The following is a 12877-nucleotide window of genomic DNA, read 5'->3' on the forward strand; positions in this document are numbered from 1 at the left end:
CCAGAGTTTCAACTGAGTGCAATTTGTGAGGTCTACTTTTTAGCAGGTGGGCGCAGGTCACACAACCCTCGATTTGACCTGGCGGGGGGTGTGGTGCGGGTGGGTCGGGGTGGCGGGTGTGGTGGCGGGTGTGGTGGGTCGGCGGGGGTGTGGGGGTGGGTCGGGGCCCTCTTGCGTTCTTTGACTCGGTCTAACTATGGTGTGCGGGGCGGGGCCTTGTGCAGGTGCCTGAGGCGTCTGGGTGCCGTCCGGTCGAGTTCACAGGCGCACACGGGCGTCGCTGGCGTCGCGGTGCGGGTGGAAGGGAGAGCGGCGGAGTGCATCAACCTATGGCGGGCGTCAAGATGGTCGAGGTCGCCCAGTTCACGTTCACTCCGGCGGCGGGGGGTGTCCTGGCCGAGTGGGGCGCCGATGTGATCAAGGTGGAGCACGCGGAGGCCGGGGACGCGCAGCGGGGGATGGTGAACCATCCCAAGGACGGCACGTTCCAGCCGCTGATGGATCATCCCAACCGGGGCAAGCGCAGTATCGGCCTGGACCTGGCGACCCCGGGCGGGTACGAGATCCTGCTCGAGCTGTGCCGGGACGCCGACGTGTTCCTGACGAACTTCCTGCCGGCCGCGCGGGCCCGGCTACACCTCGACGTCGCCGACATCCGCAAGGCCAACCCGGACATCATCTACGTGCGGGGCTCCGCGCACGGCCAGCGCGGGCCGTGGGCGGAGAAGGGCGGCTACGACGGGTCGGCGTTCTGGTGCCGGATGGGCAGCGCCTGGGGTGTCACCCCCCCGGACTCCCCCCGCGTGGTCACCATGCCCGCCGGCGCCTACGGCGACTCCACCGGCGGGATGACGATCGCCGGCGGGATCGCCGCCGCCCTCTACGGCCGCGCCACCACCGGGCAGACCTCCGTCGTCGACGTCTCCCTCATGTCCGTGGGAGCCTGGGCGTTCGCCCTCGACCTCGGCAACGCCGCGCTCACCGGCGCCAGCAAAACCCCGATCCCGCTCAACCAGACCATGATGAACACGGTCGGGAACCCCACCGTCGGCCACTTCCGCACCTCCGACGGCCGGTGGATCAACTTCACCATGCCCCAGGCGTTCCGCTACTTCGCCGACGTCTGCCACCACCTCGGTCTCGACCACCTCATCGACGACCCCCGCTTCACCACCGCCGAAGCCCTACGCGCCAACGCCGCCGACGCCGGCCAGTACATCGCCGACGCCATCGCCGCGAACACCTTCGCCCACTGGACCGAACACCTCCAGACCATGGAAGGCCCCTGGGCCCCCATCCAGAACCCCCACGACATCCTCAACGACCCCCAGATGCACGCCAACGGCTACCTCACCACCCTCACCGACAGCGAAGGCAAACCCCGCCAACTCGTCACCAACCCCGTCCAGTTCGACAACACACCCCCCCACACCCGCCGCGCCCCCCTCTTCGCCGAACACACCGACACCCTCCTCCACGAACTCGGCCACACCGACGACACCATCATCAAACTCAAAATCGACGGCGCCATCACCTGACAGACCTCTCGCGGCAGATGCCTCGCCACAGATCCCTGGAAAAAGATCCCCCGGAAGAAGGGTCGCCCCGGGAACCGGAACACGTCCGGTTCCTCGCCGAGGCGCGACCACCAGAGGAGCGCACCCCGTGAGCTTCACGATCGATCTCAACGGAAAGACCGCCGTCGTCACCGGTGGCGGGCAGGGCGTGGGGCGGGCGATCTGCCTGTCGTTGGCCACCGCCGGCGCCCGGGTGCTGGTCAACGACTACGTGTCCGACCGGGCCGAGGCGGTCGCCAAGGAGATCACCGAGAGCGGCGGCAACGCGGTGGCCAGTCCCTTCGACGTCTCCGACTACGCGGCCGCGACCAAGGCGATCACCGCCGAGCCGGTCGACATCCTGGTCAACAACGCGGGCAACGCGGGTCCCGCGGTTCGGGACGCGAAGGCGCCCGCCGCGCCGAGCGCACCCGGCACGCCGGACACACCCGGCGCCGGTGTGCGCGGCCCCTCGGTCAGCCTCGGCGAGTTCGCGAACACCGAGCCGGCCGACTGGGAGCGCTATTTCGCGGTGAACCTGTTCGGGGTGATGAACTGCATCCGCGCGGCGCTCCCGCACATGATCGCGTCCAGTCATGGGCGGATCATCACGATCGTCTCGGACGCGGGGCGGGTCGGCGAGCCGCACATGGCCCCCTACGCCGCCGCCAAGGCGGGCGCGGCGGGCCTGACCCGGGCGGTCGCCCGGGAGGTCGGCCGCGACGGGATCACCGTCAACAACGTCGCGCTCGGGACCGTCGACACCATCGGCCTGGAGGCCATGGCCCGCGAGTCGGAGGTCGTGGCGGACCGCGTGCGACGTCAGCTGAAGCGCTACATCATCCCCCGGCTCGGGCAACCCGACGATGTCGCCGGCCTCATCACCTTCCTCGCCGGGCCCGCCGCTTCGTGGATCACCGGCCAGACCTACCCCGTCAACGGCGGCTACTCGGTCACCCTGTGACCGGGACACGTGGCGCGCAAGCACTGTCCTTCGGCGCAGGGTTAGCGCATCAACACAAGGGCGGCAGGGAATTACGCTATTCTTTCGGGTATGGTTTCTCGGGTGGTGAAGCGGGCATATCGTTATCGCTTCTACCCGAATCCCGAACAGGCCGCGCAGCTGGCCCGTACCTTCGGTTGTATCCGCTACGTCTACAACCGGGCGTTGGCCGAACGGTCCCGCGCCTGGACCGGGGAGCAGCGCAGGGTCACGCACGCGGAGACCGACAGGATGCTCACCGCGTGGAAGCGGGACACGGAGACGGCGTGGCTGGCCGAACCGTCGAAAGGGTCACTGCAGGCCACGCTGCGCCATCTGCAGACGGCGTTCGTGAACTTCTGGGAGAAGCGGGCTGGATATCCCTCCTTCAAGAAGAAGGGCAGGAGCCTCGATTCGGCGACCTACTTCCGGAACTGCTTCACCTACCGGAATGGGAACATCACACTGGCCAAGCAGGACCGGCCGTTGGACATCGTCTGGTTGCGTCCGCTGCCCGACGGCGCGACGCCCTCGCGGGTGACGGTGTCGCGGAACGCCCGCGGCCAGTACCATGTCTCGATCCTGGTCGAGGACACCGTCACCGGCCTCCCGCCGGCCGGGGGGCAGGTCGGGATCGACGCGGGCATCACAGCGCTGGTCACCTTCTCGATCGGGGAGAAAGTCCCCAACCCCCGGCACGAGCGCCGCGACCGGGTCCGACTGGCGCGGGCGCAGCGGGACCTGTCCCGCAAGGCGAAGGGCTCGGCGAACCAGGTGAAAGCCCGCGCGAGGGTCGCGAAGATCCACGGCAGGATCGCGGATCGACGCCGGGATCATCTACACAAACTGTCCACGAGGATCATCCGCGAGAACCAAACGGTGGTCGTCGAGGACCTGTCCGTCCGCACCATGCTCCGCAACCACTCGCTGGCCCGCGCCATCTCCGACGCATCCTGGTCGGAGTTCCGGGCGATGGTGGAATACAAAGCCGACTGGTACGGTCGCACCGTGATAGCGGTCGACCGTTTCTACCCGTCGAGCAAAACGTGCTCGGCCTGCGGATCGGTCGTGGAGAACCTGCCGCTGGACGTCCGGGAGTGGACCTGCCATTGCGGCGCGGTCCACGACCGGGACATCAACGCGGCACGGAACATTCTGGCCGCGGGGCTCGCGGTGTCCGCCTGTGGAGATGGAGTGAGACCACCTCGCTCCTGAAGCGAGGAGGCGTCCGTCGGCGAAGCAGGAACCCGGATCGCGAGGTACGGGAATCCCCGAAGTTCACACCGGGGAGGATGTCAAACCGCACTGAAGGGAACAGCGTGGACCCCGATCTCAGCCCCGACCAGCGTCTCCTCAAGGAAACCACCGAGCGCTTCATCGACTCGACGTTATCGCTGGACCGGGTGCGCGCACTGATCGACTCGGGCGGCGAGGTCGACCCCTCCTACCGGGAGAACGCCGCCGAGCTGGGCTGGTTCGCCTTCCTGGCCCCCGAGTCGCTCGGCGGCGGGAGCGTGTCCGGTGCCGGCGTCCTCGACGCCACCCTGCTCGCCGAACTGCGCGGGCGGTTCCTCCAGCCGGGTACCTTCATCGACACCAACGTGGCCGTGGCCGCCCTCAGCGCCCACGGCTCGGAGGAGCAGCAGGCCAAGATCCTGCCCGCGCTCATCGCGGGGGAGGCCGCGGCGGCGTGGGCCGTCGCCGACCCGGCCGGGGACTGGTCCGGGTCCCGCGGCGTCACCTGCGAGGCGGCGCCGGGCGGCGGCTACCGCCTGGCGGGCCGCAAGGGCCTGGTGCTGGAGGCGCAGTCGGCGCAGTGGCTGCTGCTGGCCGCCGCCGGCTCCGCCGGGCTCACCCAGTTCCTGCTGCCGACGGGCACCCCGGGCGTCACCGTGGAGGTGCTCTCCGGTCTCGACCTGAGCCGCCGGCTGTGCGAGGTCCGCCTCGACGACGTCGTGCTGGACGAGTCCGCGCTGCTCGGCGCACCCGGCGCGGCCACGGACGCGGTCGGCACCCAGCTCCAGCTCGCCGGCGTGCTCAGCGCCGCGGAGACCGCCGGTGCGATGCAGTACCTGTTCGACCTGACCGTGCAGTACTGCAAGGACCGCATCGCCTTCGGCCGCCCGATCGGCTCCTTCCAGGCGGTCAAGCACCAGCTCGCCGACAGCAGCCTCGCGCTGGAGATGAGCCACGCCGTCGTCAGCGCGGCGGCGCGGGCCCTCCAGGAGGACAGCGCCGGGGCGGCGCACGCGGCGAGCATGGCCAAGGCCTTCGTCTCGGACGCCGCGGTCGAACTGGCGCACAACTGCTGGCAGCACTTCGGCGGCATCGCCTACACGTGGGAGCACGACTTCCACTTCTATCTGCGTCGCCTCACCGCCGACGCGTCGTTGTACGGCTCGCCCACCTGGCACCGGGAGCGGGTCTGTCAGCTGGCCGGCCTGTAGAGAACGACGGAGGACAGGAGGCGTCATGGGTGACCAGCCCGATCTCGAGGACTACCGCCGCCAGGCCCGGACCTGGCTCGCCGCGAACCTCAAGCCCCGCGACCAGGGCCAGTCCGGTCTCGTCCGCGGCGACGGTTCCGGCGCGCACACCGCCGAGGACTACCTGCCGGAGCGGGCGCTGCAGAAGAAGCTCCACCAGGCCGGCTACGCCGGGATCAACTGGCCCAGGGAGTACGGCGGCCAGGGGCTCAGCGACGAGCACGCCCGAGCCTTCGCCGAGGAGGCCGCGGGCTACCGCACACCGGAGCTGGGTCACGCCGGCGGCACGACCTACGGCCCGGTCAGCAAGACCCTGATCCGGCACGGCTCGCCGGAGTTCCTGGCTCGTCACCTGCCCCGGATCCTCTCCGGGGACGAGCTGTTCGTGCAGCTGTTCTCCGAGCCGAACGCGGGCTCGGACATGGCCGGCATCACGACGAAAGCCGTCCGGGACGGCGACGACTGGCTGATCACCGGGTCGAAGATCTGGACCAGCGGCGCCTCCTACGCCGACTTCGGGATGTGTCTGACCCGGACGAACTGGGACGCGCCCAAGCACCGCGGCCTCACCTGGTTCGCGGTCCCCCTGCGGGCCGAGGGCGTCACCATCCAGCCCATCCGGGAGATCACCGGGGACTCCGAGTTCTGCCAGGAGTTCCTCGACGAGGTCCGGGTCAGCGCCGACGAGGTGATCGGCGAGGTGGACCAGGGCTGGACCGTCGCCCAGACCATGCTGCTCGTGGAGCGCAGCTCGGGGCGCGACGACCCGCTCAACATGCCGCCCGCGCAGGCCGCCGAGATCGACCCGTTCCTGCTGGAGGTGGCCCGGGCGGCCGGCCGGGCCGACGATCCGGTCGCCCGGCAGGCGATCGCCCGGATCCACACCACGGACTGGGCCCGGGGCGAGCTGGGCCGGCGCATCACCGGACTCCTGCGTTCCAGCGACAAGCCCGCGGCCGGCATCGCCTCCTACTGGAAGCTCGCGGCGGGGGTACACGACCCGTTGCGCGCCCGTCTCGTCATGGAAATCGGACAGGGGATGCCCCTCGTCTGGCGCGGGGACGACGGGCGGCGCGCCGCGCTGGATTATCTGAACAGTCGGGTCTGGTCGATCGCCGGCGGTTCCAACGAGATGCAGCGCAACGCGATCAGCGAGCGGGTTCTCGGGCTGCCGCGGGAGCCGAGCTTCGATCGCGGCAAGCCGTTCAGTGAGGTTCTTCATAACGCGCGGCGGTGGTTGGAAAACCCGTGATGTGATCCGCCGCCCGGCCCGGCCCGCCCACGCGGCGGGCCGGGTCCAGGCGAGCGAGGGGAACCATCGGGCCTGGCGGTACCGGTATACTCCGCACGGTGAGCACTTCGAATGAGCCGCGCCGGCGAGCGGGCCTTCTACAGGAGCGGTCCCGGGAGACCCGGCATCGTCTGGTGCGCGCCGCGCTGCATTTGTGGACCGAGCGCGGATTCGAGACCGGTATCGAGGACACGCGGGTCGAGGAGATCTGCCAGGCGGCCGGCGTCACAAAGGGAACCTTCTACTTCCACTTCGCCCACAAAGAAGACATTCTGCTCGAGATGGGCGCCGAGACGGCGACTGTGCTGAACGAGTCGGCGAACCGCTGCGTCCGTTCCGACCGCAGTCTCGACGACTCGCTGCGCACCGTGCTGAATGCTGTCGCGCGCAACATCAAGGGCACTCCTCCGGCAGCCGTCAGCCGCGCGCTCGCCGAGTTCCGCAGACCACACCGGGTCCACGCCTCCTACAGCGGCCCGGCCTTCTCGGAAGCGTTCGAGAAGCTGTTCGCCAAAGCTCAGGAGAAAGGCGAGGTGACCCAGCGGGTCGACTCGTCCGAGATGGCGCAGATTCTCGAGGCGCTGGTCGTGGACTGCATCATGGAGTGGTCGCACGGACGGTTGACGAAGCTGAACCAGGCGCTGCACCTTCGGGCGGCGATCGTGACGGCCGGGCTGCACCCCGACGTCGACCTTCCAGGCTGATCCGAAGCCTTCCGGTACACGGCCCCGGGCCGAGGTGGACCGGCCCTTCTGGCCTCGACCGGGGCCTGGGCCTGGGCCGACTCCGATCTCATCCGACTCCGGTCGACCGAGATCGTCGGCGACCTCGCATGTCGCCTGAACCGCTCGACCGCGCAGACATGGGTGTACGCGCACCGGTCGCGATCATGCTCGTCCGATGGCCGTGCTGCCGAGGCAGCGCACCCACCCGAGGTGGCGCGCCGGCAGAGCCCGGCCGTGACGGAGCTCGCCCACCGGCAGCCCGGCCCCCGCCGCCGGCCACCGTGGATAGCGCCACCGCATCCGGATGAATCGCGGCAAGTTCGTCTGCCTACAGCGCAGCGCGCCGCGTAACCCACAGCATGCCCCACGGGTAACTCGCCGCGCGACCCACCGCACAGCCCGCCCCGCGCAACCCGGCGCGCGACATCCATGGAGACAATCCATGGAGACAACCCATGGCGCAACCATCGGGGCCCACAGCGGCCGTGGACGGGTCGGACAACGCCGTCACCAGACCTTACCCGACGAACCGCCAGGCTCGCCCTCGATGGCCGTCGATAACGGGCTGCCGGTGCGCACGGGAGCGTTCCCGGCCGCCACTCGGATGGCGCCGGGCAGTCCGGCGTACGGATGGAGCCCACGTGTTCGACCTACCACCTGGTAGCAGGTGCGGCGCGACAGACAGGGTGGCGTGTCGACATCCTCAGGAGTTAGACTGAGTTTAAATTTTCCGATCATGAAGAACTCGTGGAGGGCCCGTTGACTGAGACCCCTCAGCTCGGATCGCGCGGTATCTACGTCGCGGATCTTGAGCAGAGCCTCTCGTATGGCATATTCGATGCCGACCACCACCTGTACGCCCCGTCCGATGCCACGTCGCGTTACCTCTCCGCCGAGATGATCGAGCGTGCCTGGCTGCCCGGCGAGCCTCGGATGCTCACCGAGGAAGAGCACGAGGAAGACGAGGAACTCGGCCACGAGAGGCGGACCCTCGGCGTCCACTCGCAGCCCGAGGGTGGCCACGGCGGCGTCGACATCAATGAGCTTCCCGCCATGGAGGGAAGCATTCCCATCCCCGGCGCGATGCTGAACAAGCTCAACCCGATGAAGGATCTCGACCAACTCAGCCGGGCACAGCTCGTCGAACGGTACAACGCGATGCGGCCGGCCTTCGAGAAGAAGGACCCGCGGCTGACCCTGATGGACATGCAGAACGTCGAGGTCGCCGTTCTGCACGCGGTTGGAACCGGGTGGGAGAGCGCGTTCCGCCGCGGCGACATCGAGGCCGGCTACGCGGTGAACCGCGCGTTCAACGACTGGCTGTGGGAGGACTGGGGCTACACCCACGAGAACCGGATCCTGGTCCCGGTGCCCATCCAGCTGGTCGAGATCGACCACGCGGTCGCCGAGCTCGAGCGGACCCTCGCCCGCGGTGCCCAGCTCGTCGACCTGCAGCCCGGCCCGGCCTGGGGCCGCTCCCCGTTCGACCCCTACTTCGACCCGTTCTGGTCGCGGGTCAACGAGGCCGGCGTCCGCGTCGCGGTCCACCTCGGCGGGACCTACGCCCGACACGGAGCCGAGTGGAGCGAGGACCCGAACGCCCGCTACCAGCACTTCGACGGGTTCCAGTGGGTCTCCTACTGGGGCGACCGGCCGATCATGGACACCGTCACGGCCATGATGTACCACAACCTCTTCGGCCGCTTCCCGAACATCAACGTGCTGATCGCCGAGTTCGGCACCGTGTGGCTGCCCTACCTGCTCCGCAAGCTCGACCACGCGATGCTCCTCGGCCGCAAGCCGAGGTGGGGCACCCTGCCCGGGCGTCCCTCGTCCATCTTCAAGGAGCGTTGCGTCATCGCGCCGTTCCCGGAGGAGAACGTGTCGAAGGCCATCGACGTCGTCGGGGCCGACTGCCTGGTTTTCGGGTCCGACTTCCCGCACTCCGAGGGCATCCCCGACCCGATGCAGTACGTCTCGCTGATCAAGCACCTCGACGAGACCACCATCCGCAAGATCATGCGGGACAACCTGTACAACTTCCTCGGCCGCTAGTCCGGCGCGGGGGCTGGAGCGAGCACGTCGCAGCCGGCACGGCAGGACACGGCATGGCGTCGCCGGCCGCCGTCGTCCTGTACACGCCTGGTGGGTACCGCGGCGGCTGGAGCCGTCCGGTACCCACCGAAGGTCACGGGGCCACGATTCGCCATTGCTGGCGACGGCACCCAGCGATGGAAGGTGGATCGCATGCGATTCGCACTGCGCTTTGATTTCCGCAACCCCGAGTTCGCCGGCACGAGCACGGCGGACCGTTACGCCGCGGCCCTGGACATGGTCGAGTGGGCCGACCGGCTGGGCTGTTCCGCCGTCACCGTCTCCGAGCACCACGGCTCCGCCGACGGCTACCTGCCGAGCCCGGTCGTCATGCTCGCCGCCATGGCCGCGCGCACCAGGACCGTCCGGTTCAGTATCGCGGCGCTCATCGCGCCGTTCCACGATCCCCTCCGGCTCGCCGAGGACCTGCTCGTGCTCGACAACCTCAGCCAGGGCCGGGTGGACCTCGTGGTCGCCGCCGGCTACGTGCGGGAGGAGTTCGAGCTGTTCGACGTACCGATGAACGAGCGGCCGCGGCGCGTCACCGAGGTGGTCACGACGCTCAAGGCCGCGTTCTCGGGGCAGCCCTTCGACTACCGCGGGCGCCGGGTGCACCTCACGCCCGGCCCCTACCGGCCCAGCGGCCCCTGGATCTCGCTCGGCGGCAGCAGCGAACCCGCCGCGCGGCGGGCCGCCCGCATCGCCGACGGCTTCATCCCCTCGGATCTGCGGGTGTGGGAGTTCTACCGGGACGAGGTCCAACGGCTCGGGCGTCCGGACCCGGGCCCGAGCCCGATCGGCGCCACCCGCACGACCGTGCTCGCGCAGGACCCGGACAAGGGCTGGCAGGAGATGGCGCCCTACTTCCTGCACCAGATGAACACCTACGGCGCCTGGCAGGCGCAGGACGACGTCTCGACTCCCTACCGCTCGGTCGCCGACGTCGACGAGCTGCGGGCGAGCGGGCAGTTCCGCGTCGTGACACCCGATCAGCTCGTCACCGAGCTGCGGGCGTCCCGGACCCCGTTCGCGAACTTCCACCCGCTCTGCGGGGGCATGCCGATCGACCTGGCCTGGTCGAGCCTCCGGTTGTTCGAACGCGAGGTTCTGCCGAGGGTCGCCTGAGGCGGTCCCGCGAACCAGCCCCGTGCCCCAACGCCGCGAACAGGCCCCAGGAGGGACCGATGACTGATCCTGATCCGAAGCCGCCCCTGAGCGGGGTCACGGTGCTCGACCTCACCCGGCTGCCACCCGGCGGCTTCTGCACCGTCCTGCTCGCGGACCTGGGCGCGGACGTGATCCGGGTCGAGTCGCCGAAGGGTCGGCTGTTCGACGGCCCGATCGGGCTGAACCGCGGCAAGCGGTCGATCGCCCTCGACCTGCGGCACCCCCGCGGGCTGGAGGTGCTCGGGCGCCTGGCCGCGCACGCGGACGTGCTCGTCGAGAACGAGCGGCCCGGGGCCATGGCCGAGCGCGGCTTCGGGTACGCCGACGCGGCGGCGCGGGCACCCGGGCTCGTCTGGTGCTCGATCACCGGCTACGGCCAGGACGGACCGTACGCGCAGTGGTCCGGCCACGACCTGTCGTTCGCGGCCCACTCGGGACTGCTGACGGCGCTGGAGCCGGACCTGCCCTGGCATCCGCAGCTGATCCTCCCCATCCCCGTCGGCGCGCTCATGGCGAGCGTCGGCATCCTCGCCGCGCTGCGGGAGCGGGACCGGACCGGCCGGGGCAGCCAGCTCGACATCAGCCTCTCCGAGTCGGCGACCTGGCTGCTGTCCTCCGCCGACGGGATCATCGACACCGGGCCGCGGGGCGTTCCCACCGGCCCGGACCGGCGCCTCTACGAGTGCGCGGAGGACACCTGGGTCGCCGTGACCGCCGCGGAGCCGCGCACCTGGGCGGCGCTGTGCACGGGGCTCGGGCTGGCGGACCTCGCCCCCACCCTGCACCGGTGGGACGACCCGGAGGCGGTGACCGGGCAGCTGGCCGAGAAGTTCCGGGCGGCGCGGGCCGAGGACTGGGTGGCGAAGCTCGGCCCGCTCGGCGCGAGCGTGGTGCGGGTGAACCGCGGGACGGACCTGCCGAGCGATCCGCACGTCACCGCCCGTGGCCTGCTGCGGAACGTGGGCGGGCTGACCGTCCCGCGCTCCCCGGTCCGCCTGCGCGACGCCGACGGCGAGCGGCCGCCGGCTGAGAGCCACCCCCCGCCGCCGGTCGGCCAGCACACGCGCGCGGTGCTGGAGGAGGCCGGGCTGAGCACTGCCGAGATCGACGAGCTGACGGACAGCGGCGCCATCGGTCGCCGGCAGGAGCCCGCCTCCGTCGACCGACCGGACGGGGCCCGCGCACCCGGCCAGGCCCCCGGATGAAGGCGGTCCGCAACGCGCCACCGGGCGTCGAGCTGGTCGAGGTCGACGAGCCGGCCGGCGACGGCGAGCTGATCAAAGTGGCGGCGGTCGGCATCTGCGCGTCGGACTTCCTGTACCTGGACTACGGCAGCACCCAGATCGCCGGCCACGAGATCGCCGGGGTCACCGCCGACGGCATACCGGTCGCCGTCGAGGCGATCGCCGGCTGCGGGAACTGCCCCCACTGCGACGCCGGGAACCGGCAGTTCTGCGACACCCTGCTGGGCGGCGCCCTGGGGATGACGGCGCCCGGCGGGATGGCCGAGTACTTCCGCGCCCCGCGCCGGGCGCTCACCCCGCTGCCCACCGGGCTCGCGCTGCGCGACGCCTGCCTGGTCGAACCCGGGTCGGTCGCGTGGCACGCCGCCCGGCTCGGTGGGGTGGGGCCGGGCAGCCGGGTCGCGATCGTCGGCGCGGGCGGCATCGGCATCCTCGCCGCCGCGGCGGCGCAGGCGCTCGGCGCGGCGGAGGTCGCCGTCGAGGCGCGCCATCCGCACCAGTACGAGGCCCGCGAACGCCTCGGTGCCGTGGCGCCCGGAACGGACTACGACGTGGTGATCGAGACCGGCGGCACCGGGAGCGCGCTGCGCCGCGGCATCGAGCTGGCCCGGCCCCGGGGGACCGTGGTCTACGCCGGAATCCTGCAGGGCGTCCCGCTGCCGCACTCCGAGCTGGCGCTGAAGGAGGTCGCGCTGCGGCCGTCGCTCGGGTACAGCGCGCACGACGGCCGCCGCGAGTTCGCGGAGGTGGCGGACATGCTCGCCGCCCGGCCGGAGATCCCCGGGATGCTGATATCCCACCGGTTCCCGATCGACGACGCCGTGGCCGCGTTCGAGACCGCCCGCGACCGCTCCAGAGGCGTCCTGCGCGTCGTCGTCGAGCCCTGACCCCGCCGGTCGGTGTCGGGTGATCTGACGCCGTGTCCGGTTTCTCGCCACGGGGTGGGGTGTTCCGTTCGCGCGACTAAAGGGCCGTGCGTGTCCGTTCCCGCCGGACCCTTGACGGATCAGCCTGAGCTGCGTTCCGCAAGCCTTCCCCGGCGGGGCCCCGATGAGACACCACCCGCCCCACCGCCCCCGGGCCGGGCCTTTCCACGCCCAGCGAGAGTGACAGAACCCCAGCTCGGGGGGCCTGCCGGTCCCTTGGGGGCCGTACCGGCGGCGCCGTTGGAAGACCATGCTGGCCGACCAGCACCTCCCACCCCGGCCCTCGGGGTCCATCCGGCCGACCGCCACACCCGGGCACGGCCCCAGACCCGCCGCCCCGGGATCCACCTGCCCACCCGACAACACCACAGACCGTTTCAGACAGCACCGTCACCACACCCGAGAA

The 12877-nt window shown here is 70.7% G+C and carries 10 protein-coding genes; all 10 read left to right on the plus strand.

The features are described 5' to 3' along the window. Nucleotides 1-329: 329 nt before the first annotated feature. The 10 genes from B056_RS0133050 to B056_RS0133095 all read left to right on the plus strand — a co-directional run bounded on the left by B056_RS0133050 (nt 330) and on the right by B056_RS0133095 (nt 12432). Nucleotides 330-1538, plus strand: a complete 1209-nt coding sequence (locus tag B056_RS0133050) for a CaiB/BaiF CoA transferase family protein (RefSeq protein ID WP_018506035.1) — start codon at nt 330-332, stop codon at nt 1536-1538. Nucleotides 1539-1665: 127 nt separating this feature from the next. Further along, nucleotides 1666-2520, plus strand: coding sequence for an SDR family NAD(P)-dependent oxidoreductase (locus B056_RS0133055; RefSeq protein ID WP_018506122.1), 855 nt, complete (start codon nt 1666-1668; stop codon nt 2518-2520). 90 nt (nt 2521-2610) lie between these two features. Further along, nucleotides 2611-3753 carry an RNA-guided endonuclease InsQ/TnpB family protein gene (locus tag B056_RS0133060; RefSeq protein WP_035753657.1) on the plus strand — a complete coding sequence of 381 codons (1143 nt, stop codon included), beginning with the start codon at nt 2611-2613 and terminating at the stop codon, nt 3751-3753. Between the two features lie 104 nt (nt 3754-3857). Beyond that, a complete protein-coding gene (locus B056_RS0133065) occupies nt 3858-4985 on the plus strand; it encodes an acyl-CoA dehydrogenase family protein (protein WP_018506123.1) in 1128 nt (375 codons plus the stop codon). Nucleotides 4986-5010: 25 nt separating this feature from the next. Beyond that, nucleotides 5011-6276, plus strand: coding sequence for an acyl-CoA dehydrogenase family protein (locus tag B056_RS0133070; RefSeq protein WP_018506124.1), 1266 nt, complete (start codon nt 5011-5013; stop codon nt 6274-6276). Between the two features lie 173 nt (nt 6277-6449). Continuing rightward, nucleotides 6450-7019, plus strand: a complete 570-nt coding sequence (locus B056_RS0133075; RefSeq protein ID WP_018506125.1) for a TetR/AcrR family transcriptional regulator — start codon at nt 6450-6452, stop codon at nt 7017-7019. Nucleotides 7020-7799: 780 nt separating this feature from the next. Then, a complete protein-coding gene (locus B056_RS0133080; RefSeq protein WP_035753661.1) occupies nt 7800-9095 on the plus strand; it encodes an amidohydrolase family protein in 1296 nt (431 codons plus the stop codon). Nucleotides 9096-9287: 192 nt separating this feature from the next. Next, nucleotides 9288-10259, plus strand: coding sequence for an LLM class flavin-dependent oxidoreductase (locus tag B056_RS0133085; RefSeq protein WP_018506127.1), 972 nt, complete (start codon nt 9288-9290; stop codon nt 10257-10259). Nucleotides 10260-10318: 59 nt separating this feature from the next. Continuing rightward, on the plus strand, nt 10319-11506 hold the full coding sequence (locus B056_RS0133090) for a CaiB/BaiF CoA transferase family protein (protein ID WP_018506128.1): 1188 nt from the start codon (nt 10319-10321) through the stop codon (nt 11504-11506). Further along, nucleotides 11503-12432 carry a zinc-dependent alcohol dehydrogenase gene (locus B056_RS0133095; RefSeq protein ID WP_018506129.1) on the plus strand — a complete coding sequence of 310 codons (930 nt, stop codon included), beginning with the start codon at nt 11503-11505 and terminating at the stop codon, nt 12430-12432. Before B056_RS0133090 ends, B056_RS0133095 begins: the two co-directional genes overlap by 4 nt. Nucleotides 12433-12877: the final 445 nt, after the last annotated feature.

The organism is Parafrankia discariae (assembly GCF_000373365.1).
Classification (GTDB): domain Bacteria; phylum Actinomycetota; class Actinomycetes; order Frankiales; family Frankiaceae; genus Parafrankia; species Parafrankia discariae.